General features: G+C 71.0%; 25 protein-coding genes. 14 read left to right on the top strand and 11 right to left on the bottom strand.

The features are described 5' to 3' along the window. Positions 1-36: 36 nt before the first annotated feature. Entirely contained in the window at positions 37-1,125 is a 1,089-nt protein-coding gene (locus tag ACIBEJ_RS32155) for a LacI family DNA-binding transcriptional regulator (RefSeq protein ID WP_397186619.1), read from the bottom strand. Between the two features lie 17 nt (positions 1,126-1,142). Further along, positions 1,143-2,141, bottom strand: coding sequence for a hydroxyacid dehydrogenase (locus tag ACIBEJ_RS32160; protein ID WP_397186620.1), 999 nt, complete (start codon positions 2,139-2,141; stop codon positions 1,143-1,145). 158 nt (positions 2,142-2,299) lie between these two features. Between ACIBEJ_RS32160 and ACIBEJ_RS32165 the strand changes: the two genes are divergently transcribed. The 5 genes from ACIBEJ_RS32165 to ACIBEJ_RS32185 are packed head-to-tail and all read left to right on the top strand — an operon-like array spanning position 2,300 to position 9,388. Next, entirely contained in the window at positions 2,300-3,295 is a 996-nt protein-coding gene (locus tag ACIBEJ_RS32165) for an ABC transporter permease (RefSeq protein ID WP_397186621.1), read from the top strand. Between the two features lie 13 nt (positions 3,296-3,308). Beyond that, complete coding sequence (locus tag ACIBEJ_RS32170) at positions 3,309-4,172, top strand: carbohydrate ABC transporter permease (protein WP_397186622.1); 864 nt, start codon at positions 3,309-3,311, stop codon at positions 4,170-4,172. 25 nt (positions 4,173-4,197) lie between these two features. Then, entirely contained in the window at positions 4,198-5,856 is a 1,659-nt protein-coding gene (locus ACIBEJ_RS32175; RefSeq protein WP_397186623.1) for a hypothetical protein, read from the top strand. After that, positions 5,853-7,199: a M1 family metallopeptidase gene (locus tag ACIBEJ_RS32180; RefSeq protein WP_397186624.1), complete on the top strand. Its 1,347-nt coding sequence runs from the start codon at positions 5,853-5,855 to the stop codon at positions 7,197-7,199. Before ACIBEJ_RS32175 ends, ACIBEJ_RS32180 begins: the two co-directional genes overlap by 4 nt. Next, positions 7,196-9,388, top strand: a complete 2,193-nt coding sequence (locus ACIBEJ_RS32185; protein WP_397186625.1) for a right-handed parallel beta-helix repeat-containing protein — start codon at positions 7,196-7,198, stop codon at positions 9,386-9,388. The genes ACIBEJ_RS32180 and ACIBEJ_RS32185 overlap by 4 nt, the downstream gene beginning before the upstream one ends. On the opposite strand, the gene ACIBEJ_RS32190 is transcribed toward ACIBEJ_RS32185, so the two are convergent. From ACIBEJ_RS32190 to ACIBEJ_RS32205, 4 genes are all read right to left on the bottom strand, one after another. After that, complete coding sequence (locus ACIBEJ_RS32190) at positions 9,375-10,067, bottom strand: hypothetical protein (protein ID WP_397186626.1); 693 nt, start codon at positions 10,065-10,067, stop codon at positions 9,375-9,377. The two genes, ACIBEJ_RS32185 and ACIBEJ_RS32190, sit on opposite strands and share 14 nt — an antisense overlap. Next, positions 10,067-11,056 carry a hypothetical protein gene (locus ACIBEJ_RS32195; RefSeq protein WP_397186627.1) on the bottom strand — a complete coding sequence of 330 codons (990 nt, stop codon included), beginning with the start codon at positions 11,054-11,056 and terminating at the stop codon, positions 10,067-10,069. The genes ACIBEJ_RS32190 and ACIBEJ_RS32195 overlap by 1 nt, the downstream gene beginning before the upstream one ends. Before the next feature lie 77 nt (positions 11,057-11,133). Next, complete coding sequence (locus tag ACIBEJ_RS32200) at positions 11,134-11,910, bottom strand: enoyl-CoA hydratase-related protein (RefSeq protein ID WP_397186628.1); 777 nt, start codon at positions 11,908-11,910, stop codon at positions 11,134-11,136. Beyond that, positions 11,907-12,689 carry a PaaX family transcriptional regulator C-terminal domain-containing protein gene (locus tag ACIBEJ_RS32205; protein ID WP_397186629.1) on the bottom strand — a complete coding sequence of 261 codons (783 nt, stop codon included), beginning with the start codon at positions 12,687-12,689 and terminating at the stop codon, positions 11,907-11,909. Before ACIBEJ_RS32205 ends, ACIBEJ_RS32200 begins: the two co-directional genes overlap by 4 nt. Before the next feature lie 180 nt (positions 12,690-12,869). Here ACIBEJ_RS32205 and ACIBEJ_RS32210 point away from each other — a divergent pair, with 180 nt between their 5' ends. After that, on the top strand, positions 12,870-13,037 hold the full coding sequence (locus ACIBEJ_RS32210) for a DUF3117 domain-containing protein (protein WP_181019706.1): 168 nt from the start codon (positions 12,870-12,872) through the stop codon (positions 13,035-13,037). Positions 13,038-13,117: 80 nt separating this feature from the next. After that, entirely contained in the window at positions 13,118-14,524 is a 1,407-nt protein-coding gene (locus ACIBEJ_RS32215) for a leucyl aminopeptidase (RefSeq protein ID WP_397186630.1), read from the top strand. A gap of 98 nt (positions 14,525-14,622) precedes the next feature. Here ACIBEJ_RS32215 and ACIBEJ_RS32220 read toward each other — a convergent pair whose 3' ends face one another. Continuing rightward, a complete protein-coding gene (locus tag ACIBEJ_RS32220; protein ID WP_397186631.1) occupies positions 14,623-15,261 on the bottom strand; it encodes an O-methyltransferase in 639 nt (212 codons plus the stop codon). Between the two features lie 161 nt (positions 15,262-15,422). Here ACIBEJ_RS32220 and sigE point away from each other — a divergent pair, with 161 nt between their 5' ends. From sigE to ACIBEJ_RS32240, 4 genes are all read left to right on the top strand, one after another. Continuing rightward, positions 15,423-16,040, top strand: a complete 618-nt coding sequence (gene sigE / locus ACIBEJ_RS32225) for an RNA polymerase sigma factor SigE (protein ID WP_181019707.1) — start codon at positions 15,423-15,425, stop codon at positions 16,038-16,040. Positions 16,041-16,042: 2 nt separating this feature from the next. Continuing rightward, entirely contained in the window at positions 16,043-16,546 is a 504-nt protein-coding gene (locus tag ACIBEJ_RS32230; protein ID WP_397186632.1) for an anti-sigma factor family protein, read from the top strand. Between the two features lie 153 nt (positions 16,547-16,699). Beyond that, positions 16,700-18,427 carry a S1C family serine protease gene (locus tag ACIBEJ_RS32235; RefSeq protein WP_397186633.1) on the top strand — a complete coding sequence of 576 codons (1,728 nt, stop codon included), beginning with the start codon at positions 16,700-16,702 and terminating at the stop codon, positions 18,425-18,427. Positions 18,428-18,840: 413 nt separating this feature from the next. Beyond that, positions 18,841-19,206: a sec-independent translocase gene (locus tag ACIBEJ_RS32240; protein ID WP_397186634.1), complete on the top strand. Its 366-nt coding sequence runs from the start codon at positions 18,841-18,843 to the stop codon at positions 19,204-19,206. Between the two features lie 440 nt (positions 19,207-19,646). Here ACIBEJ_RS32240 and ACIBEJ_RS32245 read toward each other — a convergent pair whose 3' ends face one another. Further along, positions 19,647-20,786: an Mrp/NBP35 family ATP-binding protein gene (locus ACIBEJ_RS32245; RefSeq protein WP_397186635.1), complete on the bottom strand. Its 1,140-nt coding sequence runs from the start codon at positions 20,784-20,786 to the stop codon at positions 19,647-19,649. Positions 20,787-20,893: 107 nt separating this feature from the next. Here ACIBEJ_RS32245 and ACIBEJ_RS32250 point away from each other — a divergent pair, with 107 nt between their 5' ends. After that, complete coding sequence (locus ACIBEJ_RS32250; protein WP_397186636.1) at positions 20,894-21,355, top strand: MarR family winged helix-turn-helix transcriptional regulator; 462 nt, start codon at positions 20,894-20,896, stop codon at positions 21,353-21,355. On the opposite strand, the gene ACIBEJ_RS32255 is transcribed toward ACIBEJ_RS32250, so the two are convergent. Beyond that, positions 21,339-21,803: a DUF1003 domain-containing protein gene (locus ACIBEJ_RS32255; RefSeq protein WP_397186637.1), complete on the bottom strand. Its 465-nt coding sequence runs from the start codon at positions 21,801-21,803 to the stop codon at positions 21,339-21,341. The genes ACIBEJ_RS32250 and ACIBEJ_RS32255 overlap by 17 nt on opposite strands. Then, positions 21,793-23,007 (bottom strand): magnesium transporter MgtE N-terminal domain-containing protein, encoded by a 1,215-nt coding sequence (locus ACIBEJ_RS32260; RefSeq protein WP_397186638.1) that lies wholly within the window; start codon positions 23,005-23,007, stop codon positions 21,793-21,795. Before ACIBEJ_RS32260 ends, ACIBEJ_RS32255 begins: the two co-directional genes overlap by 11 nt. 96 nt (positions 23,008-23,103) lie before the next feature. Between ACIBEJ_RS32260 and ACIBEJ_RS32265 the strand changes: the two genes are divergently transcribed. After that, entirely contained in the window at positions 23,104-24,042 is a 939-nt protein-coding gene (locus ACIBEJ_RS32265) for an EamA family transporter (protein ID WP_397186639.1), read from the top strand. 64 nt (positions 24,043-24,106) lie between these two features. Continuing rightward, a complete protein-coding gene (locus ACIBEJ_RS32270) occupies positions 24,107-24,730 on the top strand; it encodes an SAM-dependent methyltransferase (protein ID WP_397186640.1) in 624 nt (207 codons plus the stop codon). A 2-nt stretch (positions 24,731-24,732) separates the two neighbouring features. Here the strand turns inward: ACIBEJ_RS32270 and ACIBEJ_RS32275 are convergent, their stop codons facing one another. Continuing rightward, entirely contained in the window at positions 24,733-25,086 is a 354-nt protein-coding gene (locus ACIBEJ_RS32275) for a hypothetical protein (RefSeq protein ID WP_397186641.1), read from the bottom strand. Positions 25,087-25,143: the final 57 nt, after the last annotated feature.

The following is a 25,143-nucleotide window of genomic DNA, read 5'->3' on the forward strand; positions in this document are numbered from 1 at the left end:
GCTCCGTCAAGGCTTTCCGGAACTTTCTACCGGTTTCTATCGGCGACCTGCGGTTTTTCTGCCACGCGGGGTCGCAAGCGGTTTCGGCGCGGCGACCGATTCCCTGACCACGATGCTGGTCCCGACCCGGGTGCTCGTCTGCACGGGGGACAGGTAGTCGCTGCCGTCGGAGACGCCGAGGGCCAGCCGTACGGCCTGGCGGCCCATCTCCTCCAGCGGGATGCGCACGGTCGTCAGCCGGGGACGGAGCTCCTGGGCGAGCGGGACGTCGTCATAGCCCACGACGGACATGTCGCCCGGCACCGTGAGCCCGGCCGCCTCCAGCGCCTGCATCGCCCCGGCGGCGACGTTGTCGTTGGCCGCGAAGATCGCGGTGAAGTCGGCGCCCTCGGCCAGCAGTTCCCTGACCCGCTCGTAGCCGAAGCGGCGGCTGAGCGGGCCCGGCTGCACGAGGTCGTCCGCGTAGCCCAGCCCGCGCAGTTCCAGCGCGCGCCGGTGCCCGGCCAGGCGGGCGACCGTGGTGGAGAACAGGGCGGGGCCGCCGAGGAAGAGGATGCGCCGGTGCCCCTGGGTGATCAGGTGGTCGGTGATGGCGAAGGCGCCGCCCTCGTTGTCGTACTCGACGACCTTGGTCGGGACGTCGCCGCCCACCGAGGGGCGCCCGCACAGCACGAGCGTGGAACCGCTGGCGTGCAGCGCGCGGGCCCTGCGGCCGACCTGGGTGGCGTAGGCGCGGTCCTCGTAGGCGCCGCCGACCAGGATGACCGCGTCGGCCCGCTGCTCGTGCAGCAGGTCGATGAGCGCCAGCTCCTGCTCGTGGCTGCCCTGGGTGCAGCAGATGATGCAGAGCCGGCCCTGGGCGGTGGCCTCGCGCTCCACGCCGCGGGCGATGAAGGCGTAGAACGGGTCGATCACGTCGTTGATGATGATCCCGACGGTCCTGTTCGTCGCCCCGGCCAGGGCGCGGGCGTGCGCGTTGGCGACATAGCCCAGCTCGCTGATGGCCGCCTCCACCCGGGCGCGCGTCGACTCGGCCACCGGGTAGTTGCGGTTGATCACCCGGGAGACGGTCGCGCTGGACACCCCGGCGAGTCTGGCCACGTCGGCGATGGTCGCCTCGGTCACGTGCCCTCCCTTGTCGCTCACGCTATTCTGCCCAGTTCGTCGATGTGGATCTCGTGCCTCAGCGGGCGGCCCGAGCAGTAGCGTGCCACCTCGTCCAGTGCCGAGTCGGCCAGCCTGGCCAGTTCGCTGCCCTGGGCTCCGGCCAGGTGCGGCGTGACGAACACGTTGGGCAGCGCGAAGAACGGGTGGCCGGGCGGCAGCGGCTCGGGATCGCTGACGTCGAGTATCGCGTCGAGCCTGCCGCTCGTCACCTCCTCGGCCAGGGCGAGCGTGTCCACGAGCGCGCCGCGGGCGGTGTTGACCAGGACGGCGCCGTCGCGCATCAGCGCCAGCCGTTCCCGGCCGATCATCCGGTGCGTCTCCGGAGTGTCCGGCGCGTGCAGGGTCACCACGTGCGAGCGGCGCACCAGCGTGTCGAGGTCGGTCAGCCGCCCGCCGAGCGCCGCGGCCTCGCCCGGATCGGCGTACGGGTCGTAGACCAGCACCTCGGCGTCGAGGTTGCGCAGCAGCGCGAGCACCCGCCTGCCGATGCGGGACATGCCGACGACGCCGATCGTGATCCGGTGGGTGCCCAGCCAGGGCATGCCGGAGAAGTCCCGCTTGCTGCCCTCGGTGCGGTAGCGGTGGGCCATCGTGAACGCCCGCTTCGCCCCGAACACGATCGCCGCGAAGGTGAACTCGGCCACCGGGATCGCGTTCGCGTCGGCCGCGCTGGAGACGCGCACGGTGCGCAGGACCACCGGGTCCAGGAACGTCTTGACCGTGCCCGCGGCGTGGGCGATGAGCCGCAGCCCCGGCGCGGCCCCGAGCAGCCGCTCGTCGAACGGCGGGCAGCCCCAGCCGGTGACGAGCACCTCCGTCTCCGCCAGGACCTTCTCGTCCACCTCGTGCATGACCTCGTCGTGGAGGTCGACCAGGCGGGCCAGCCGGTCGAGGACGCCCCCGCTGAAGACCGACTCGCGCACGCCGGGCCCCATGGCCAGGGCGGCACGCGGTCTTCGGCTCTCTTCCCGCACGTGTTTCGCTCCCCGATAGTAAGCGCATTCTATGAACTTGAGGCCGCACGCTAGGCCCTGCCTGCTGCGCAGTCAAGCGATCTGGCCTTTTGCTCACCAGGGTCTTGACGAATGGGGAAAACGCTTACTACGGTCACGGCCAATCGGAGGGACGACGCATGACGACTTCATCGCAACCGCGTGCCGCCGTGACGCCCCGCCGTCCCGCGACCGGTACGGCGGGCGCCGCGCCACGCAGGCTGACCCTGCGCGAGCGGATCCGGCGTGACCGGGTCATGCTGCTGCTGACCCTGCCAGGGCTGGTCTACTTCCTGGTCTTCCACTACGCGCCGCTCATCGGCTACGTGGTGGCGTTCAAGGACTACCAGCCGTTCCTGGGCTTCATCGACAGCCCGTGGGCGGGCCTGGCCAACTTCGAGCTGATCTTCGGCGACGGCCGCTTCTGGAACGCCGTGGTCAACACGCTGAAGATCACGCTCACCCAGCTCGTGCTCTTCTTCCCCGCGCCGATCGCGCTGGCGCTGCTGCTCAACAGCGTGATCAGCGACAAGGTCCGCAGGTTCGTGCAGAGCGTGGTCTACCTGCCGCACTTCATCGGCTGGGTGATCATCGTCTCGATCTTCCAGCAGATCCTCGGCGGCGCCGGAGCGCTGCCCAACCTGCTGGAGAGCGCCGGCCTGCCCAGGGTCGACGTGATGACGAACCCGGACACCTTCCCGCTGCTCGTGACCCTGCAGGTGCTCTGGAAGGACGCGGGCTGGGGGACGATCATCTTCCTGGCCGCGCTGCTCTCCATCAACCAGGAGCTCTACGAGGCGGCGGCCATGGACGGCGCGGGCCGCTGGCGGCGGCTCTGGCACGTCACGCTGCCCGGCATCACGCCGATCATCGTGCTGCTGCTCATCCTCAACCTCGGCAGCATCCTGTCGGTCGGCTTCGAGCAGATCCTGCTCCAGCGCGACGCGGTCGGGGCCGAGTCGGCCGAGGTGCTGGACACGTTCGTCTACTTCAACGGCATCCAGGACGGCCAGTGGGGTCCCGCCGCGGCGGTGGGCCTGGTCAAGGCGATCGTCGGCGCGGCCCTCGTGCTCGGCGCGAACAAGGTGGCACACCTGCTGGGCCACGAGGGGGTGTACCGCGGTGCGGCCAAGTGAGCGTCCCGCCTGGATGGAACGGCCCAGCAGGGCCGGCCTCGCGGTCAAGGGCGCGATCCTGCTCGGCGTGAGCCTGCTGGTGATCTACCCGTTCGTCGGCGTGATCGGCACCAGCCTGTCGGCCGAGACCGACATCGCCAAGGCCGGCGGCTTCGTGCTGCTGCCGTCCGCGCCGCAGCTCGACGCCTACCGGGCCATCTTCGAGGGCGGCACGGTCACCCGCGCGCTGCTCGTCAGCGTGCTCGTGACCGCGATCGGCACGCTGGCCAGCCTCGCCGCCACGATCGGCATGGCCTACGGGCTCAGCCGCCGCGAGGTCACCGGCTCCCGGACGATCCTGGTCGTGGCGCTGTTCACGATGCTGTTCAACCCGGGCATCATCGCCAACTTCCTGACCGTCCAGCAGCTCGGCCTGCTCAACACCTTCGCCGCGCTCGTCCTGCCCAGCCTGGTCAGCGCCTTCAACCTGGTCGTCCTGCGCTCGTTCTTCATGAACCTGCCCGGCGAGCTGACCGAGAGCGCCCGCATGGACGGCGCCGGCGACCTGCGCATCCTCGTGCGGATCGTGCTGCCGCTGTCGAAGGCGGTGATCGCGGTGATCGCCCTGTTCTACGCGGTCGCGTACTGGAACGCCTTCTTCAACGCCCTCCTCTACCTCGACGACACCGAGAAGTGGCCGCTGCCGATGATCCTGCGCATGTTCGTGCTCCAGGGCCGGACGCTGGAGAGCCTCGGCGGCGCCGCGGAGGCCCCCGCCCCCGTCCAGGCCATCCAGATGGCGGTGCTCGTGGTGGCGGTCGTCCCCATCCTCATCGTCTATCCCTTCCTCCAGCGCTACTTCACCAAGGGCGTGCTCACCGGCGCCATCAAGGGCTGAACCCCCCACCCGAAGGAAGATCCACATGAACCTCTCCAGGCGCGGCTTCCTCGGCCTCGCCGCGGGCGTGGCCGTCACCTCGGTGGCCGCCGCCTGCGGCTCCGGCGGCGCGCAGGCGCCCGCGACGAAGGCCCAGGGACTCACGGTCAAGCTGCCGACCTACACTCCGCTCTCCTCGATCCCCAAGCCCGACCTGCCGGGGACCGCGGCGGGCGTGCCCGACGCGTACTTCACCTATCCGAAGGAGCTGTTCAGGTCGGTGGGCAAGCCGCCGATGTCCGGCGGCCAGGTGAAGATCGCGATGAAGACGTTCCTTCCGCCGCCGCCGGGACGCGAGCAGAACGCGGCCTGGCGGGAGATGGAGAAGCGGCTCGGCGGCACGGCCGACGTCATGATCGTGCCCACGGACGACTGGCCGACGAAGTTCTCCACGCTGGTCGCGGGCGGAAACCTGCCCGACATCTTCCCCTACATCTCCACCCAGGGCGTCAACAACCTGCCCGCCTTCGCCGCCAGCCAGTGCGCCGAGCTGACGCCGTTCCTGTCGGGGGACAAGGTCAAGGAGTACCCGAACCTGGCCGCGCTGCCCGAGGTCTTCTGGAAGCAGGGCATCATCGGCGGCAAGCTCTACGGCGTGCCCGTGCCGCGCAACCTCGTCGGCGGCCTCGGCTTCTACCGGCACGAGATGTTCGCCGAGGCGGGCGTCACCGACCTGGCCCAGATCGGCGACCTCGACCGCTTCGCCGAACTGCTCAAGGAGCTGACCAGGCCGCAGGAGCGGCGCTGGGCGATCGTCACCGCCACCGGCGGCGTCTTCGGCCTGTCGATCTTCACCCAGTTGTTCGGCGTGCCGCTGGAGTGGCGCCTGGACAAGGTCAGCGGCAAGCTCACCCACGCCATCGAGACCGAGGAGTACCGGGCCGCGCTGGAGTACGTGATCAAGCTGCGCGAGGCCGGCGTCGTCTACCCGGGCTCGGAGGGCTTCGACACCCTCAAGCGCAAGAACGAGTTCAACTCCGGCCGCGCCGCCATCACCTACGACGGCCTGCCCGCCTACCTGGGACCCGGCAACTACCTGCAGACCCAGAAGAAGATCGACCCCAAGGCCGACCCGCGCCCGCTGCTGCCCATCGGCGACAAGGCCGTGGTGTTCGCCAACAACATCGCCTTCTCCACCAACCTGCTGAAGAAGGCCGACGAGGCAAGGGTCAAGGAACTGCTGCGCGTGGCCGACTTCTTCGCCGCGCCGTTCGGCAGCGAGGAGTACACGCTCATCCAGTACGGCCTGGAGGGCACCGACCACACCCGCGACGACAAGGGCAACCCGGTCCTGACCGACCAGGGCGCCAAGGACATCACCGTCCCGTGGAAGTACATCGCCGCGCCCACCCAGGCGGTCTACGACCCGACCTCGCGCCAGGGCGTCGAGCACCTGCACGCGGCGCTGTCGAAGATGATCCCCCAGGCGGTCTACGACCCGACGACCGGCATGTTCTCACCGACCGGCGAGAACAAGTACGAGTCGCTCTACACCATGCGCAACGACAAGGTCACCTCGATCGTCGCGGGCCGGGCCAAGCTCGGCGAGCTGGACCAGCTCGTCAAGGACTGGCGGGCGCAGGGCGGCGACAAGATCCGGGCCGAGTTCGAGCAGGCGCTGCAGCAGTCGGGAGGTCCCCGGTGAAGGCGCTGGCCCTGCTGGTGGCGGGGACGCTGGCCGTACCGGGGGCTGCCGGGGTGGGCGACCCGCTCTTCCCCGACCTCGGCAACGGCGGCTACGACGTGCGCCACTACGACGTGAGCTTCGCCTTCACGCCCGTCACCTACGACTTCAGCGCCACCGTGAAGATCGCGGCCAGGACCACGCACGCGCTGTCGTCGTTCAACCTCGACACCGACGGCCACGAGATCGACGCCGTCACCGTGAACGGCAGGCCCGCCGCCTGGACGCTCTCCCCGGGCCGCACCGGCCAGGAGCTCACCGTCGCGCCGGAGCGGGCCCTGGACGGCCGCTTCACCGCCGAGATCTCCTTGCACGGCAACGGCAAGGCCCCGCGCAGCGGCCTGACCGGCTGGCGCTTCGGCCCCGACGGCGGCTTCGCGGCGGCGGCGCAGGCCAGCAGGGCCGACACGTTCTTCCCCGTCAACGACCACCCCTCCGACAAGGCCACCTGGACCTTCCGCGTCAAGGTCCCCGAGGGCTACGTGGCCACCGCCAACGGCGAACTGCGCTCGCGCCGGGGCGACCTGTGGACGTTCGAGGCCCGCGAGCCCATGGCGTCGGAACTGCTCGGCCTCGCCGTCGTCAAGGGCACCTACCTCTACGGCACGGGCCCGCGCGGACTGCCGCTGCGCCACGTCGTCCCCCAGGGCGAGGAGGCCCGCTACGGCCCCATCGCCGCCGAGACCGGCGCCCAGATCGCCTGGGCGGAGCGCCGCTTCGGCCGCTTCCCCTTCTCCACCTACGGCGTCCACATCTACCCCGGCTACACCGACGCCCTGGAGAACCAGACCCTGTCGCTGTTCGGCACCGGCTGGTTCACCAAGCCGACCTACTCCAACACGATGATCCACGAGCTCGTCCACCAGTGGTTCGGCGACTCGGTCACCCCCTCCACCTGGCAGGACGCCTGGCTCAACGAGGGCCCCGCGGTCTTCTACGCTGCCGTCTGGAACGAGGAGCAGGGCAGGGAGAAGCTCGCCGACAAGATGCGCACCGTCTACGGCAGGCTCGACGCCGTCCGCGCCCAGGACGGCCCGCCCGGCCGCCCGAAGGCCCTCGGCGGCTACAACATCTACGACGGCGGCGCCCTCGTCCTCTACGCCCTGCGCACCGAGGTGGGCGAGCGCGCCTTCGACCGCGTCATGCGCACCTGGGTCGCGCGCCACAAGGACGGCAACGCCTCCACCGAGGACTTCGTCGCCCACGCCGTCCGCACCACCCGCCACCCCGGCCTGGACACGTTCCTGCGCGCCTGGCTCTACGGCGAGAAGAACCCGCCCCTGCACGACTGGAGCGCCTCGTGAGGAAGCTGATCGCCGCGGCGACCGCCGCCGCCGCCATCGTCCCCGCCGCGCCCGCGCAGGGCCCGAAGGTCTACCACGTCGCCCCCGACGCCCGCGGCGGCGCCTGCTCGGCCGCGCGCCCCTGCTCGCTGGAGGCCGCCCGCGACAAGGTACGGCAGGCCGTGGCCGACGGCATGGACCGCGACATCGAGATCCGCCTGGCAGGAGGCGTCTACCGGCTGACCCGCCCGCTGACCCTGGACGCGCGCGACAGCGCCCCGCCCGGCCGCACGATCACCTGGACCGCCGAGCCGGGTGAGGAGCCGGTGCTGTCCGGCGGGGTCCGCCTGACCGGCTGGCGTCAGGAGGCGGGCCGCTGGGTCACCACGGCCCCGGAAGGGCTCTCGCCCAGGCAACTGTTCGTGGGCGGCGTCCGTGCGGTCCGCGCGCGCGGCGACGCCTGCCTCGCGGCGGTCTGCGACGCCACCAAGGACGGCATGACCGGCGCGCTCGCGTCCGGCGTGGCGGGCTGGCGGGATCCCGGCAACGCCTCGGCCGTCATCCGGGTGCGCTGGCGCAACTACCACTGCCGCATCGACCGGGTCGAGGGCGACCGCATCGTCTTCGCCCAGCCGTGCTGGGCCAACTCCGCCTCCGGCACCGGCCGCACCGGCCCCGCCTGGGACTCCACGACCGTGGACTCCGCCCGCTACGCCAAGGTCTCCTACTTCGAGAACGCCATCGAGCTGCTCGACCGGCCGGGGGAGTTCGTCTACGACCGCGCCGGCCGTACCGTCACCTATCTGCCGCGCGCGGGGGAGAGCCCCGAGGACGTCGTCGCGCCCGCGACCGAGACGCTGCTGCGGATCGAGGGGGCGGCGCGGGTGCGGGTGCGCGGGCTGGCCTTCGAGCACGCCGCCTACCCGCAGCCCGACACCGCGGAGGGCTACGCGGGCACGCAGGCCGGGTTCACGCTGACCGGCGCCACCGGCCCGGCCGGGCATGCCGGTCGCCACTACACCAAGCCCGCGGCGGCGCTCGTGGTCCGCGGCGGGCGCGGGGTCGTGGTCGAGGACTGCGTGTTCACGCGGCTCGGCGGCGCCGGAGTGATCTTCGAGGCGGGCACCAAGGACTCCTCGATCACCGGCTCCACCTTCACCGACCTGTCCTCGGGCGCCGTCTACGTCGGCGACACCGAGCCCAACCCGCCCGCCGAGCTGCGCGGCGAGCGCAACACCGTGGCCCGCAACGTGATCAACCTGGCGGGCGTGGAGTTCACCGACGCGGTCGGGATCTGGGCCGGGTACGAGAGCTCGCTGGTCGTGGACCACAACACGCTGGAGCGGCTGCCGTACTCGGGGATCTCGCTCGGATGGGGCTGGAACCAGCCCGAGGCCCAGAAGCCCGACATGCGCGACAACAAGCTGACGAACAACCGGATCGTGGACGTCATGCTCGTCGAGCACGACCAGCACGACGGCGGCGCCATCTACACCCAGGGCCCCCAGCCGGGCACGGTGATCAGCGGCAACTACGTCAACCGCTCCGCCTACGGCAACACCGAGCGCGACGGCAACGGCGTCTACCTGGACGAGCAGAGCTCCCACATCCGCGTCGAGGGCAACGTGATCACCCGCGTCGGCTACAAGTGGGTCTCCAACTGGGCCGAGTACGGCATCGACAACCTCGCCACCGGCAACTGGACCGACACGGACGCGCCCCCGCTGACCGGCCGCGGCTCGGCCGCTCGCGACAACCACACCGCTCTGGAACGGCTCCCGCGCGAGGCCCTGGAGGTGGCGGGCCGCGCCGGAGCCGCACCGGGCCCGGTCGAGCAGCTCGCCCCCGACCTGGCCCGCGGCAGACCCGCCACCCAGTCCTCCACCGAGGGGCCCGCGGGCAACGCCGTGGACGGCTCCACCACCACCGACAGCAGGACGGCGAGCGAGCCGGACGCCTGGTGGCAGGTGGACCTCGGCGCCGCCCACCCGCTCACCGAGGTGGAGATCTGGAACGACGCCGCGATGACGACGGCCGGCTTCGACGTCGTGCTGGCCACGCGCGCCGACCTGTCCGACGCCCGGCGCTTCCACGTGCCGGGCAAAGCCCTCCGGCCCACGTTCGTTTCGGTCACCGGCACGGCCCGCTACGTCCGCGTCCAGCGCGCGGGCACCGGCGCGATCGGCCTGTCCGAGGTCAGGATCCGCTAGGCAGGCGGCGCCAGTACTGTTTCTTCCCTTCCTCCCGCACCACCAGATCCAGCCTGGCCAGCTCCGCCCGCAGCTCGTCGGCGTCGGCCTTCTCACCCTTCTCCAGGGCCACCTGCCTGGCCCTGAAGAAGGAGTGAGCGGCGGCGTCCAGGTCGGGGTGCCCGTCGGCCCACCTCCTGAACTCCGCCCGCATGGGGTCCCCGGCGGTCCACGGGTAGCCGTGGACCACGAAGGCGCGCTCGATGTCGGCCCGCTCGGGCAGGTCGCCGCGGGTCCTGACCAGCACTTCCGTCCTGTGCCCCTGGACGACGAGGTGCGTTCCGTCGATGAAGACCGCGCCGACGTCGGCCCTGCGCGCCTCCAGGCGGTCGTCCCCGTGCGTGAAGACGGCCCGCTCGCCGTCCACCACGATCCCCACGTGGTCGGCGATGATCAGGAACGCCAGCACCAGCCCGCCCAGGGCCCCCAGCCCGATCGCCCCGGCCGTGGCGTACGGCTCGGCCAGCCCCGCCAGCAGCTTGACCGGCTTCTCGAACGGCGTCCACGTCCAGGTCGCCGCCCACTCGATGAGCGCCTTCACCAGCCACAGCACCACCGCCCCGAGCAGCGGCCCGCCCGCCCAGACCAGGACGAGCTGCACGGCGGGAAGTTTCACGACGGTCCGGTCGGAGGCGGTCATCAGCGGAGTCCGGCTTTCTTGCGAGCGAGGATGATCAGGAGGACGACGCCCAGGGCGAAGGCCACATTGTGCCCCAGCTTGGCCGTGGCCGAGACGTCCCCGAGCGGCTGGGTGACGAACGCCCCCGCCGCCTGGGCCAGCAGCGCGCCGCCCGCCGCGGCCAGCCGGTGGAGCTGTCCCCAGCCCGTCCGCCGCGACCACGTCACCAGGAGCACGGCCAGCAGCGCCAGCTGCCCCGCGTAGACGGCGAAGCCGGTCCAGTCGACCAGGGAGGTCGTCCACTCCAGCACCATCGAGACCGACATGAGGACCAGCGTCACCCCGCCGACCAGCCACGGGTTCGGCGCGGGCCGAGGATCCGACGGCACGGACCGCGACCGGACCGAGAACGCCACCGCCACCAGTGCCACGACCACCGCCCCCGCCCCGGCGAGCTGCGCCGTGGACGGGACGAAGTTCTCCGTCTTCAGATGCCAGGTGACCACGAACCAGGCGGCGCCCGCGAACGCCAGCGCCGTGACGACCAAGCCCGGCCACCCCAGCCACGGCGTCGTCCTGCGCTCCGGCTTCAGGAACGACTCCATGATCGCGATCGGCGCGCAGATGCTGAACACCACGTGCCCGGCCACCCAGTGCAGCGACAGGTACGCCCCGATGCCGAGCTGCGGGATGTAGGTCGGCTCCAGCATCGGCGCCAGGTAGGCGATGTCGCGGTAGGACGGGTTGAACATCGCCTGGTCGATCAGGCCCGGCTGCATCACGCCGAAGGCCGCCGCCAGCAGGAACATCGTCGGCCAGCCCCGGCCCGCCCTGCGGGCGCCCTCGCGGATGAGCAGGGCGGCGGCGCCGTACAGGGGGACGAAGACGAACAGGCCGCCGAGCAGCTCGGTGACGTCGCCCGTGGAGCTGTCGTAACCACTGAGGTACTCGGCGCAGACCGGGGCCAGCAACAGCAGCCCCACCGCCGGCGGCAGGCCTTTGAGTGACATGCCCCCGACGCTAGGGACGCGGACGGGCGCGGCGGATCGGTCCTCGGGCTACGGAGGACCTACCAAAGTCGATGGGGTCATCGACCCTCGAAGGTCGGACGCTCCTTGGCCAGGAAGGATCGGGTGGCGTTGACGTGGTCGTCCGTCGCGGCGCACTCGTCCTGGAGGACGGCCTCCCGCTCCAGGGACTCGGTCAGGGAATGAGTGCCGGCGTAGGCGAGCAGGCGCTTGGTGGCCGCGTACGCCTTGGTGGGGCCTTCCGCCAGCCGTACGGCGAGCTCGTGGGCGGTCTTCAGCACGTCGTCCGGCGGGACCACCCGCGTCACCACGCCCAGCTCCAGCGCCCGCTGGGCGTCCAGCGGCTCGCCCAGCAGCAGGAGCTCGGCGGCGCGGCCGGGTCCGACGAGGCGCTGCAGCGTCCACGAGGCGCCCGAGTCCGGCACCAGGCCGATGCCGCTGAAGGCCATCGCGAACTTCGCCTTCTCCGAGGCCACCCGCAGGTCGCAGGCGAAGGCCAGCGAGGCCCCGGCCCCCGCGGCCACGCCGTTGACCGCCGCCACCACCGGCTTGGGCATCGTGGTGATCAGCTCGACGATCGGGTTGTAGTGCTCGCGCACGGTCCCGGCCAGGCCGCGGCCCGCCTCCAGATTCTCGGCGTGCTCACGCAGGTCCTGGCCGGCGCAGAAGGCCCGTCCCGAGCCGGTCAGCAGCACCGCGCGGACCGCCGGGTCCCCGGCCGCCCGGCGCAGCGCGTCGAGAAGGGCCGTCTTCAGCTCGGCCGTCAGCGAGTTCATCGCGTCCGGGCGGTCGAGCGTGATGGTGGACACGGACGCGGTCACGTCGTAGCGGATCACAGGGTCTCCAGGTTCTGGTCGACGAATGCGGCGGCTCTGGGCAGCAGGCGGGCGGCCTCCTGCTCGAAATATGCCCGCGCCTTCTCGCCAGGCCACCCCGCGGGCAGCAGTTCCGCGGGCAGGCCGGGGTCGCGGAACAGGAAGTTGCGCCAGCCGTGGACCAGCACGCTCCTGGTGGCGAAGACGCGGTCGTCCGGCGCGTGCGCGGGCAGCGAGTCGACCAGCGACTCCGCCTCGGCCAGCCAGCGCTCGTAGGCCGCGGCGATGCCGTCGAGGTCCCAGGCGCGGGCCACCAGCTCACGCGGGTCGCCGTCCAGCGCGGCGTCGAACCGGTCGGCCACCACGCCCTCCCCGTCGAGCAGATTGTCCAGCTCGATGGAGGAGCGTGGACCGATCCAGGTGGTCTCGGACAGCGCCGCGTAGCCGAGGAAAGTGAGGTCGGCGCGCAGCCGCTCCCGCCTGGGGCGTTCCCGCACCGGGCCGAAGACGATCACGTGCCAGCGCCCACGCCAGCCGAGCGTCCCCGCTCGGTAAATTCTCAGTGCTGCCTCGTCCAGGCGCCTGACGCACTTCGGAGTCAGGCCGTATCCGGGGCCGCGCGGCAGCCGTACGGGGGTCAGCCAGCCCTGCCTGACCATGCGCGAAACGGCGGTGCGCACGGCGGGAGCGGCGATTTCCAGGGGTTTCATCAGCCGCACGAGGGCGGCAACGGACGCCTGTCCACCGCGTGATCGCAGGTGGTCTCCGTAGAGGTCGAACAGGCCGGCGCGTGCGTGCACGAAGTCCAGTTTGGCCGTCTTCGCACCCCCGGACAACGCATTCTGGGAGGAGATCGTTACCCATGAGGGCTCTCGATGCGGGAGAATAGGACATCACAGAAGACGTGAATGCGCCGACCACCCTCCTGGGGGGCCGGCGGTCGCGGGCCGCGGGAGCCCAAGGCAGGAAGGGATACACGCATGGCGGCGATGAAGCCGCGGACCGGCGATGGTCCGCTGGAGGTCACCAAGGAAGGGCGCGGCATTGTCATGCGTGTCCCCTTGGAGGGTGGCGGCCGGCTCGTCGTGGAGATTTCCGCCGACGAGGCGCAGGCGCTCGGCGAGGCGTTGAAGAACGTCGTCGGCTGAGCGCTTCCCGAGACAGCTTCGATCGACGGCCCTGGCGTGCCTCCGCGCCAGGGCCATTGACGTGTTTGGAGAGATGACCCGTGCCCATTGAGACCACGACGTCGGTGGTTTCCGAGATCCCCGACGGGGCCGAGCTGCTGGCGGTGCCGTACTCCTCCGGCCTGGACCCGGCGCTCCCCCTCGACCTGCACGTGCCCACGGCCGCCCTGCTGGCCCACTACGAGGCCAAGGGCGAGGCGGGCGAGATCGTCGAGGTGCCCGTGGCACGGGGTGAGGAGGTCGGGCGGGTCCTGCTCTACGGAGTCGGCGACGGCTCGCCCAAGGCGCTGCGCAAGGCCGCCGCCGCCCTGACCCGCCGGGCCAAGGGCCGCGAGACGCTCACCGTCGTCGTTCCCGACGGCGCCGGCGCGGCGTTCGCGGAGGCCGCGCTGCTGGCCGCCTACACCTTCAAGGTCGGTTCCGCGCCGGGCAAGAAGCCCGTCGCCGCGCTCGTGCTCGCCGGCGCCGACGAGCAGGAGGTACGGCGGGGCGAGATCGTCGCCCAGGCCGTCGCGCTCGCCCGCGACCTGGCCAACACGCCCTCGTCGGTGAAGACCCCGGCGTGGCTGGCCGAGCGTGCCGGCGAGCAGGGCGTACCGGTGCGCGTGTGGGACGAGGAGGAGCTGCGGGCCGGCGGGTTCGGTGGCATCCTCGCCGTCGGCCAGGGCTCGGCCAACCCGCCCCGGCTCATCCAGCTCTCCTACGACCCGCCGGGCGCCACCAGGCACGTGGTGCTCGTGGGCAAGGGCATCACGTTCGACTCGGGCGGGTTGTCGCTGAAGCCGTCCGACAACATGAAGGTCCAGAAGACCGACATGGCCGGCGGCGCCGTCGTCATCGCCGCGGTGTCGGCGCTGGCGAAGCTGGGCGCGCCCGTGCGGGTCACCGGGCTGGTCGCGGCGGCCGAGAACATGCCGTCCGGCAGCGCGCAGCGGCCCAGCGACGTCATCACCCACTACGGCGGGCGCACCGTCGAGGTCCTCAACACCGACGCCGAAGGCCGCCTGGTCCTGGCCGACGCCCTCGCCTACGCCGACGACACGCTCGCCCCGGACGCCGTCGTGGACATCGCCACCCTCACCGGCGCGATCAGCGTCGCCCTCGGCCGCAGCGTGGGCGCCGTCTACTCCACGTCAGAGGAGCTTGCCGGGGAGCTGCTCGGCGCCGGTAAGGCCAGTGACGACCGGTTGTGGCGGATGCCGCTGATCGACGACTACGCGCCCGCGCTGGAGTCGTCGGTGGCGGATCTGGCCAACGTGGAGACGGGTTCGCGCTTCGGGGCCGGGTCGATCACGGCGGCGTTGTTCCTGCGGGAGTTCGCGGGCAAGCGGCCCTGGGCTCACCTGGACGTGGCGGGGGTCGGACGGAGCACGGTGGACGAGGGCGTGCTGACCAAGGGCGCCACGGGCTTCGGCGTCCGCCTCCTCGTGCAGTGGCTCAGCCCCTGACCGGTTGCCCCCTGTTTCTCCTCAGCGACCATCCAACTGGCTGGGCCCCTGCTTTTCCTTGGCAACCATCTAGCCGGGGGGTGGGGGTTGGGGGTGGGTCAGTCGCTCAGTTTGACGGCGGCCAGCAGTCCGTCGCCCAGCGGCATCATCAGAGGTCGTAGCCGATCGTCACCCTGCACGAGCTTGCCCAGCTCGCGCAGGGCCACCGTGTCGGGGTCGCGCTGCGCCGGGTCGGCCACCCGGTTGTGCCACAGGGCGTTGTCGAAGGCCACGATCCCGCCCACCCGCAGCAGCCGGACGGCTTCGGCCAGATAGTCGGAGTACTCCTGCTTGGCGCCGTCGGCGAAGACCATGTCGTACCCGCCGTCCGACAGCCGGGGCAGCACGTCGAGGCCGCGGCCGATGATCAGCCGCACCCGCCCGCCGGAGAAACCGGCGTCGGCGAAGGCCTGCCTGGCCAGCCGCTGGTGCTCCGGTTCGACGTCCACGCTGGTCAGCGTGCCGTCGGGACGCATGCCACGCAGCAGCCACAGCCCCGACACGCCGCAGCCCGTGCCGATCTCGACCACGGACTTGGCGTTGAGCGCGGTGGCGAGGAAGCAGAGCGCCGCCCCGCCTCCGGGAAGGATGGGCACGGCGCCCATCTCCTGGCCGCGCTGCCGCGCCGCGAGAAGCACCTCATCTTCCTGATGGAACTGCTCCGCATAGGCCAGAGTGGCCTCTACCGGGCTGGTCATCGGCCCCCTCCCCCCACTTTCATGCGATTGGTCACCGATCGCAGCCTAGGGGAGGCACGCCCGGACGGGAACTCAAGACGGTCCTAACGCGTTGCAGGTTTAAACGGGCTTTGCCGGTCCGGAAGGCAGGCAGTGCGCATGAAGGGACGAAACCAGGCACTATGGCTGTAGCGGTGGTCCCAAAGAGAGGAGCCTTGGTGGACGGAAGCGACCACCAGGTGTCTGAGTGGACTCCTCCCACCTGGGAGGAGGTCGTGCGGACGCACTCCGCGCGCGTGTATCGGCTGGCGTACCGGCTGACCGGCAATGTCCACGACGCCGAAGACCTCACACAGGAGGTCTTCGTCCGGGTATTCAGGTCATTGTCCAGCTACACCCCCGGCACGTTCGAGGGATGGCTGCACCGGATCACGACGAACCTGTTCCTCGACATGGCGCGGCGCAAGCAGCGCATCCGGTTCGAGGGACTGGCGGACGACGCGGCGGAACGGCTGCGCGGACGTGAGCCGTCTCCGGCGCAGGCGTGGGACGACGCGCACTTCGAGGCCGACGTCCAGGCGGCGCTCGACGCGCTCGCCCCCGAGTTCCGTGCCGCGGTGGTCCTCTGTGACATCGAAGGCCTGTCGTACGAGGAGATCGCGGCCACGCTCGGCGTGAAGCTGGGTACGGTCCGGAGCCGTATTCATCGTGGCCGGGCACAGCTGAGGGAGGCGCTCGAACACCGAGCACCCCGAGGCGCTGAACTCCCCCCGACCGTGATCCGTGGGGAGGAAGGCTAGGAATGTCTCATCTTGGAGAGAGTGTTTCCGCGCTGGTCGACGGCGAGTTGAGCCACGTCGAGCGCGAGCGGGCCCTGGCCCATCTCACCTTCTGCGCCGAATGCAGAAGGGAGGTCGAGTCGATGCGGGCGCTGAAGTCGCGCCTGCGCTCACTCGACGGCCCGGCGATGCCCGCCGACCTGACCATGTCGCTGCTGCGCATGTCCGAACCCGGCGGGCCGCTGCCGCCTCGTGAGCGCCCTTTCCCTCCTACGTTCGGAGGGGTGCCGCTCCCTGGGCCACACAGCATCTCCCCTTTGGACAACCGGCCGAGAAGGGACGCCTTCGGTGGTTCTTCCGGCCCTGGACGGGGGAGTAGGCGCCGCGGCGCCTACGTGGCCGTGGGCGTCATGTCCGCCGCGGTCGCGCTCGGCACCTTCTTCGCCGTCAACAACACCACGGAAGTGGGCAACCCACCGCCGGTCGAGCTCTTCCAGGTCCAGCAGGCGCCGGGCAACACCCCGTGATGTCCCGGGCCGTTGGCCTGGGATACTCGAAGGATGGCGTAGTCGTCGGCGAGAGGGGCATACGATCGGGGTTCGGGCCTTACAGGGCTTACGACCCACGTATGCCGTTCACGCCAGGATTGCGGTGTCCGAGCGAGGAGTGGTGAGACTTAGATGACCGACGAGACGCGCCCCGACGAAGGACGCACGCCGTCGGACTCCCCCGAGTCGCAGGAGCGACCGGAGTTTCTGCCCGCGGGCGAGGATCAGGGCGCCTGGGGAGACCCGTCCGGCCGCTCCTACAGCCCGGCACCGCCGTACAGCGGTGCGGGAGAGCAGCAGCAACCGCCGCCGACGTTCGGCAGCACCGACCCCTACAGCTCCTACGACGCCGCCGCGGCCGCCTACGGCAGCCCGGCCGGCGAGCAGGGGCCCCGCTTCACCTCACCCGGCCAGCCGTCGTTCGGCCCGCCGCCCTACTCCGGCTCGTACGCCGGTCAGGGCGGCCAGCCCCAGCCAGGCGGCCAGCCCCAGCCGGGCGACACCGGCGGCTATGGCGGTTCAGGCGGCTACGGCGGCCAGTTCCAGCAAGGCGACACCGGCTCCTTCGCCGGCCGTGGCGACACCGGTTCTTATGGTGGCCAGCCCCAGCGTGGTGACACCGCCGTCTACAACTCCCCGCCTTATGGCTCCGAGCCCCCGCCGCCCCAGAGCGCCCTGGGCATGGGCACCGGCTGGGCCCCGCCGCCCGGCGCCGGTGCTCCCCAGCGCAAGGTCGCCCTGGGCGCCGGCGGCATGATCGCCGTGGCCGTGGCCATCGCGCTGATCGCCTCCGGCCTGGGCAGCGTCGGCACGTACCTGCTCACCAGGTCGGGCGGCGGCACCGACCCCTCCTACACGCTCGGCCCCGCGCCCAGCGGCGCGATCAACCGTCCTCCGGAGTCGGTGGCGGGCGTCGCCTCGCGCGTCCTGCCCAGCGTCGTGTCCCTGGAGGTCGGCAACGGCGGCGCCGAGGGCGCCAGCGGCTCCGGCTTCCTGATCAAGGACGGCTACGTGGTCACCAACAACCACGTCGTCGCGATGGCGGCCAGCGGCGGCGAGATCCAGATCATGTTCGCCAACCGCAAGACCACCACGGGCCGCATCGTCGGCCGCGACCCGGGTTCCGACCTGGCGGTGGTGAAGCCGGAGCAGACGTTCGGCACCCCGGAGATCACCCTGGGCAACTCCGACCAGGTCGTGGTGGGGGACCCGGTCATCGCGATCGGTTCGCCGCTGGGCCTGAGCGGCACCGTCACGACGGGCATCGTCAGCTCGCTGAACCGCCCGGTCATCGCCGGGGACGAGAGTGGCAGGTCCACCGAGGAGCCCGCCTACATCTCCGCCATCCAGACCGACGCCGCGATCAACCCCGGCAACTCGGGCGGCCCGCTGGTCAACGCCAAGGGCGAGGTCATCGGGGTGAACTCGGCGATCGCGACGCTGAGCCGTTCGTCGTCGAGCCAGGGCGGCAGCATCGGCCTGGGCTTCGCGATCCCGGTCAACCAGACCCGCCGGGTGGCCCAGGAGTTGATCACGACCGGCAAGGCCAAGCGCCCCAGGATCGGCATCGTCCTGGACAAGAACTACCGAGGACAGGGCGTCCGCATCGCCTCCGAGCCCGACCAGGGCAGGCAGCCGGTGGACGCGGGCGGCCCGGCGGAGAAGGCGGGCCTGAAGGCCGGCGACGTCATCCTGGAAATGGACGGCCTGCGCCTCCAGGACGGCAACGAACTGATCGCCCTGATCCGCGCCAAGGCCCCAGGCTCCAAGATCACGGTCAAGTACGAACGCGCCGGCCAAGAACGCACCGCCACCCTGACCGTCATCGCCGACGAGACGCCCTCTCCGTCCCCGTCGTGATCTGCTTGATTTTTGTCCGTTCGTGCGGCTTCTGTCGGTTCTAAGCTTTTTCGTCCTTTTTCCGGTACGGCGAAGCCACCCCCACGCCACCCGCCGACCCGGGCGGGCGCCGATCGTGGGGGTCGCTTCTCACGCCGGACCACACCCCACCGCAACGGCCCCCTTGACCGCCCGACCGGCCCACCCCTGACCACGCGAGCCGATACACCGTGACCGGTTGACCCGGCAACCTCGATCGGCCGGTTGGTGCGTGAGCCTGTTGCGTGGGGTTCGGAGGTGATCGCGCTCTGTCGTGGATGACCTTGGGAATCGTCTTGGCAGGTGGCTGGGCGTTCTAAGTGGCCTTGCGAACCCTTAGTCTGGGAGTGGCCGGGGTTGTCCCCGGAGCCAGTTGGACTGCGGTAGGAGTTCAGGTGTTCGGACTCGGGTGGGCGGAGATCGGGGCGCTCGTCGTCATCGGGTTGCTGGTGTTCGGACCGGACAAGCTGCCCCAGGTGGCGTCGCAGGCGGGCCAGACCCTGCGCAACCTCCGCCGCATGGCCACCAACGCGCGCGAAGACCTGCGGTCCGGGCTGGGTCCGGAGTTCTCGAACTTCGATCCGGCCGACCTCAACCCCAAGAACTTCGTCCGCAAGCACTTGCTGGACGACATCGAGGACACCTGGAACGACCGCCCCCAGCAGGAGCTGGAACCGGTCGCCGCCGCCCCTTACACCCCAGAGCCTCTGGAAGAGCTCGGATACGGCGAACTCCCGCCCTACGACTCCGAAGCCACCTGACCACCCCACACCACCCGGGCCCACACCACCCAGGCCCCACGCCACCCGGGGCCCACAGGGCCCACAGGGCCCACGCCGCAGGGCCCCGCGTCACTCCCGCTGGCCACGCACCTGCACCACGCCACCTGCGCCATTAGGCCAGGCCCCGCGTCATTCCCGCCTGCGCCACGCCACCTGCGCCACGAGGCTATGCGCCCGGCCCTCGCCTCACCGCTAGTCCCCGCACCCATCCGTGCCGCGCTTGCTTCCATGGGCCTCTGTCCCGGGGTCAGGGTGTTCTGACCACCTAGCGGGTCAAAGGTGGCCGTTGCGGTGGGGCGTTTGTCCGACGTGAGAAGCGACCCCCACGATCGGCGCCCGCCAAGGTCGGCGGGTGGCGTGGGGGTGGCTTCGCCGTAACGGATGGTTGGGGTTTGGAGAGCGCGCCGAACTGTGGGGGATCAGCGCGCGGTGGGGGAGATGCCGAGTTGCATGCCCTTGAGGCTGCTCGCGCGCTTGCTCAGAGCCCCGGCGATCGACCGCAGCTCAGCCGCGGCAGGAGAGTCGGGGTCGGTGAGCACCAGCGGCTTGCCCTCGTCGCCCCCCTCGCGCAACCGCATGTCCAGCGGCACCTGCCCCAGCAACGGCACCCGCGCCCCCAGCGTCCGCGTCAGCGCGTCGGCCACGCTCTGGCCGCCGCCCTCGCCGAACACCGGGATGCGCTCGTCGCAGTGCGGGCAGGGCAGCCAGGACATGTTCTCGATCACGCCGGCGATCTGCTGGTGCGTCGAGGCCGCGATGGAGCCGGCCCGCTCGGCCACCTCGGCGGCGGCCTGCTGCGGGGTGGTGACCACCAGGATCTCGGCCCCGGGCAGCCGCTGCGCCACCGAGATGGCGATGTCCCCGGTGCCCGGCGGGAGGTCGAGGAGGAGGATGTCGAGGTCGCCCCAGTACACGTCGGCGAGGAACTGGTGCAGCGCGCGGTCGAGCATCGGGCCGCGCCAGACCACCGGCGTGTTGCCCTCGGGCTTGAACATGCCCACCGAGATGACCTTGATGTCATGCGCCATCGGCGGCATGATCATGTCTTCGACCTTGGTGGGACGCTCGGAGGCCCCGAGCATGCGGGGGATGCTGTGGCCGTAGATGTCGGCGTCGACGATGCCGACCTTGAGGCCGCTGGCGGCCATCGCGGCGGCGAGGTTGACGGTGACGGAGGACTTGCCGACACCGCCCTTGCCCGAGGCGACCGCGAACACGCGGGTCAGCGAACCGGGCTGGTTGAACGGGATCTCCTTCTCGGGGCCCCGGTCGCCGCGCAGCTTGGTCTGGAGCTCCTTGCGCTGCTCGGTGCTCATCACGTCGAGCTCGAGCTCCACGCCGGCGACGCCTTCGACCTTGGAGACGGCGTTGACGACGTCGCGGCGGATGGTGTCCTTCATGGGACAGCCCGCGACCGTGAGGTAGACGCCGACGCGGACGGCGCCGTCGGGGGCGATGTCCACGCTCTTGACCATGCCCAGGTCGGTGATCGGGCGGCGGATCTCCGGGTCGATGACGGTGGCGAGGGCGGCCGTCACCAGTTCCTGCGTCGGTGCCATGGAAATCTCGGCACTCCTTTGTGGTTTATGGATGACGGGGTCCATCGTATGAACCCGGGGCAAGTCGAAGCTGTTTAGATGTGCGTGCAACGTTCTAAGGTTACTCCGTGACTGTTCTGCCCGACGAGGGACTCGACTCCCAGGAACTCGCCGTCTGGCGGGCGTTGCAACGGGCACAGGTGCGGGTGGCCCGCCACCTGGAGGCCGAGCTGCTCGTCGCCCACGATTTGCCGCTCGCCTCCTACGACGTGCTGATGCAGCTCGCCGAGGCCCCGCAGCGGCGGCTGCGCATGAACGACCTGGCCGACCGCGTCCTGCTCTCCCGCAGCGGCCTGACGCGGCTGATCGACCGTCTCCAGCGCGACGGCCTGGTCGCCCGCGAGGCGTGCGCGAGCGACGCGCGCGGCCTGTTCGCCGTCCTCACCCCCCAAGGCGAGGTACGGCTGGCCGACGCCACCCCCACCTACCTGCGCGGCGTCAGAACCCAGTTCCTGGACCCGCTCAGCGAGGAGGACCTGAGCCGCTGCCGGGCGATGCTGGCCAAGCTGGGCCTCATTGAGGAGTCCTGACCTGCTGGGCCTGCTGGAGCTCTGAGCGGATGAAGTCGCGCGTGGCCATCTCGCCGAGTGTGATCCTGAGCCCGGCGATCTCCCGGGTGAGGAACTCCAGCTCCGCCTGCCCCGCCTCCCGCGCCTGGCGGTCCTGCTCGCCCTGGACGCGGTCGCGGTCCGCCTGCCGGTTCTGGGCGAGCAGGATGAGCGGCGCCGAGTAGGACGCCTGCAGCGACAGCATCAGCGTGAGGAAGATGAACGGGTACTCGTCGAACCGCAGCGCGGCCGGGGCGAGCACGTTCCACGCCACCCAGCACAGCACGAACACCGTCATGTAGACGAGGAACCGCGCGGTGCCGAGGAAGCGGGCGATCCGCTCCGACAGCCGCCCGAAGTCCTCGGGGTCGTAGTGGGGCCGGATCGAGCGCCTCAGCTCGCGCGGCTGGTCGAGTCGCTCACGTGGCATGTCGTTCCCGCCAGTCGTCGGGCAGCAGGTGGTCGAGCACGTCGTCCACGGTCACCGCGCCGACCAGCCTGCCGCCCTCGTCCACGACGGGCGCGGCCACCAGGTTGTACGTGGCGAGGTAGGAGGTGACCTCGGGCAGCGTGAACCCCGGCCTGATCGGATCGATGGTGTGGTCCAGGGCGGCGCCCAGCAGCATCGAGGGCCGCTCGCGCAGCAGCCGCTGGAAGTGCGCGACCCCCAGGTACGCGCCGGTGGGCGTCTCGGTGGGCGGCCGCGTCACATACACCTGGGCGGCCACGGCGGGCGACAGATCGCGCTGGCGGATGTGGGCGAGCGCCTCGGCGACGGTGGCGCCGGGCGGCAGCACGACCGGTTCGCTGGTCATCATGCCGCCCGCGGTGTCCTCGTCGTAGTCGAGCAGCCGCCGCACGGGCGCGGCCTCGCCGGGTTCCATGAGCGCGAGCAGTTGCGCCGCCTGCTCGACGGGAAGGTCCTGGAGCAGGTCGGCGGCGTCGTCCGGGCCCATCTCGGCCAGCACGTCGGCGGCGCGGGTGGGGGCGAGCGCGGTGAGGATGCCGATCTGGTCGCTGTAGGGCAGTTCTTCCAGTACGTCGGCGAGGCGTTCGTCACCCAGTTCCGAGGCGACCTCGACACGTCGTTTGAAGGGCAGGTCGTGCAGCGCGTTGGCTAGGTCGGCGGCGCGCTCGGTCTCGAAGGCGGCGATCAGCCCGGCGGCGCCCTGGTCGCGCTGCATGGTGTCGAAGCCGCGCACCTCGCCCCAGTCGACGACGCGGGTCTCGCGGCGCTTGCCCTTCTGGTAGACGGCGACCTTGGTGAGCGTCCATTCGGTCCTGGCCTGGTCCATCGCCAGGTCGTAGACGATCCAGGGGCGCTCGTCGAGGGTGACGGTCTGGTCGAGCAACTGGCCGATGGTCAGCGTCTCGGTGACGCGCTGCTCGAACCTGCGCATGTTGAGCCTGCCGGAGAAGACCACGGCTCCGGTCTCGATGGCGCGTACCCGGGTGATGGGCAGGAACACGCGGCGGCGCGGCTGCACCTCGACGACCAGCCCGTGCACGCGCGGCGGCAGCAGGCCGTCGGCGGTGGGCCGCATGGCGACCACGACGTCGCGCACGCGCCCGATCTGGTCACCGGACGGGTCGAAGACCGGGGTCCCGGCCAGCCGGGCCACGAAGATCCTCACCTGAGCAGGCTAAACGAGCGAGGGTGGTGAGGCATTGCGCCTCGCCCACAGGGCATGTCAGTATCCATCGGACATAACACTCATTACTCTCAGGATGTGTTGACGTTGCGGTATGCGGGACTGGCGATCGCCTTCGCCTCCTCGTGTTGTTTCGCCTTCTCCGGGCCGATGGCCAAGTACCTGAACGCGGCCGGGCTGGCGCCGATCGAGGCCGTCTGGGTGCGGATGGCCGGCGCCGGGGTGCTGCTCGTGGCGGTGCTGGCCGCGGTCAAGCCGAAGGCGCTGCGCATCCCGCGCGACAAGTGGGGCTTCTTCGCGGCCTACGCGGTGATGGCGGTGGCGGGCGTGCAGGCGCTGTTCTTCCTGGCCATCACGCGGCTGCCGGTGGGGGTGGCGTTGCTGCTGGAGTACATGGCGCCGGTGATGGTGGTGGTGTGGGTCCGGTTCGTCCGGAGGGTACGGCTGCCGCGGGTGGCGTTCGTCGGCGCGGTGGTGGCCGTCGTGGGCCTGGGCGTGGTGGTCGAGGCGTGGCAGGGGCTGCGCCTGGACGCGTTGGGGCTGGCGCTGGCGTTGCTGGCTGGAGCGTGTTGCGCCGGATATTTCCTGATGAACGATAGTTTTGGGGATGAAATCGACTCGCTGGGGTTGATCGCCTGGGGCATGGTGGGCGCGGCCCTGGTCCTGGCCCCGTTCGCCCAGCCCTGGAACGTCCGCTGGAGCGCCTTCACCCAGACCACCGCCCCGGGCGGCGCGGTGGCCCTGCCGGTGATCGGGGCCTACCTGTGGATGGTGCTGGTGGCGACGGTGCTGGCGTACATCCTGGGCGTCAACGCCGTGCGCCGGCTGTCGGCGGCGGTGGGCGCGACCGTGGCCTCCCTGGAGGTCATCGGCGGCGCCATCGTCGCCTGGGCCCTGCTGGGCGAGTCGCTGGGTGTCTTCCAGATCATCGGCGGCCTGACGGTGCTGACCGGCGCCCTCCTGGCCCAGACCGCCACCTCCCGCCAGGCCCCGGCCCCCGAACCCGTTCCCGTCTGACCCTGGTTTGCTGGTTCGGCAATGAGGTTTGCCCTCCTGCGGATGGTGGGCCGATAGTGCGGGGGTGAGTGAACACGAGGAGTTCTGGGACGCCCGCTACAACGAGAGCCGGCGCATCTGGAGTGGTGAGCCCAACACGATGCTGGTCACCGAAGTCGAGGGGATGACCCCCGGACGCGCGCTCGACCTCGGCTGTGGTGAGGGCGGTGACGTGGTCTGGCTGGCCCGGCAGGGATGGCGGGTCACCGGGGTGGACGTCTCGCGCGTGGCGCTGGAGCGGGCCTCGGAGCATGCCAAGGAGGCCGGGGTGGCCGATCGGGTCGACCTTCAGTGGCATCAGCTGGGGGAGAGCTTCCCGGAGGGGGAGTTCGACCTGGTCTCGGCGGCGTACCTGCACAGCACGGTCGAGATGTCCCGGGAGGCGATCCTGCGGGCGGCCGCCGCGGCCGTGGCGCCGGGCGGGGTGCTGCTGGTGCTGGGGCACTCGGGGTGGGCTTCGTGGCAGCACGAGCCGATGCCCGGCGTGCACTTCCCGACGCCGCTTGAGGTGTATGAGGCGCTTGAGCTGCCTTCGGGGGAGTGGACCCTGGAGCGCAACGCGGAGTTTCAGCGCAGCCAGAACGGGCCCGACGGGAAGCCTGGGACGCGCACCGACAACGTGCTCCGGGCACGCCGGAACGCCGCCTGAGGTCAGGGCAGCGTCAGGCGGATGACCGTGGAGTCGCGGGCCCAGCGCTCGGCCAGGTGTTCGGTGTCGGGGGCGTTCAGGCGGTCCTTGGCCAGGGCGGCCACCGCCTCCGCCTCGGCCGCCTGGTCGACCACCGTCACCGGCGCGTCGAACTCCACCAGCAGGGCCCCGTTGTCCTTGCTGCGCAGCGTCACGCGTACCTCGGAGCGCTCGGCCAGGCCGGGCAGTTCCTGCTCGCCGCCTCCGGTGACCAGGTAGACGGCGCCCTCGTGCAGCGTGTGCCAGGCCAGGCGCGGGCGGTCGAGGGTGAGCCAGAGGACGCCGGACTTCTTCGCGCCTTCTTCGATGACGGTCACGCCTTCGACTCTAGCCGCGGATCACCGGGCGGCCAGCCTTCACGAACTGCGGATCAC

Origin of the sequence: Nonomuraea sp. NPDC050790, assembly GCF_044456745.1 — a bacterium.
Taxonomy (GTDB): Bacteria; Actinomycetota; Actinomycetes; order Streptosporangiales; family Streptosporangiaceae; genus Nonomuraea.

What these genes read in the sequence shown, in the direction of transcription:
- sigE (WP_181019707.1), top strand. Translation starts at nt 15,423, where the DNA reads ATGGCTGTAGCGGTGGTCCCAAAGAGAGGAGCCTTGGTGGACGGAAGC.
- ACIBEJ_RS32175 (WP_397186623.1), top strand. Translation starts at nt 4,198, where the DNA reads ATGAACCTCTCCAGGCGCGGCTTCCTCGGCCTCGCCGCGGGCGTGGCC.
- ACIBEJ_RS32235 (WP_397186633.1), top strand. Translation starts at nt 16,700, where the DNA reads ATGACCGACGAGACGCGCCCCGACGAAGGACGCACGCCGTCGGACTCC.
- ACIBEJ_RS32245 (WP_397186635.1), bottom strand. Translation starts at nt 20,786, where the DNA reads ATGGCACCGACGCAGGAACTGGTGACGGCCGCCCTCGCCACCGTCATC.
- ACIBEJ_RS32255 (WP_397186637.1), bottom strand. Translation starts at nt 21,803, where the DNA reads ATGCCACGTGAGCGACTCGACCAGCCGCGCGAGCTGAGGCGCTCGATC.
- ACIBEJ_RS32165 (WP_397186621.1), top strand. Translation starts at nt 2,300, where the DNA reads ATGACGACTTCATCGCAACCGCGTGCCGCCGTGACGCCCCGCCGTCCC.
- ACIBEJ_RS32190 (WP_397186626.1), bottom strand. Translation starts at nt 10,067, where the DNA reads ATGACCGCCTCCGACCGGACCGTCGTGAAACTTCCCGCCGTGCAGCTC.
- ACIBEJ_RS32195 (WP_397186627.1), bottom strand. Translation starts at nt 11,056, where the DNA reads ATGTCACTCAAAGGCCTGCCGCCGGCGGTGGGGCTGCTGTTGCTGGCC.
- ACIBEJ_RS32230 (WP_397186632.1), top strand. Translation starts at nt 16,043, where the DNA reads ATGTCTCATCTTGGAGAGAGTGTTTCCGCGCTGGTCGACGGCGAGTTG.
- ACIBEJ_RS32220 (WP_397186631.1), bottom strand. Translation starts at nt 15,261, where the DNA reads ATGACCAGCCCGGTAGAGGCCACTCTGGCCTATGCGGAGCAGTTCCAT.
- ACIBEJ_RS32210 (WP_181019706.1), top strand. Translation starts at nt 12,870, where the DNA reads ATGGCGGCGATGAAGCCGCGGACCGGCGATGGTCCGCTGGAGGTCACC.
- ACIBEJ_RS32170 (WP_397186622.1), top strand. Translation starts at nt 3,309, where the DNA reads ATGGAACGGCCCAGCAGGGCCGGCCTCGCGGTCAAGGGCGCGATCCTG.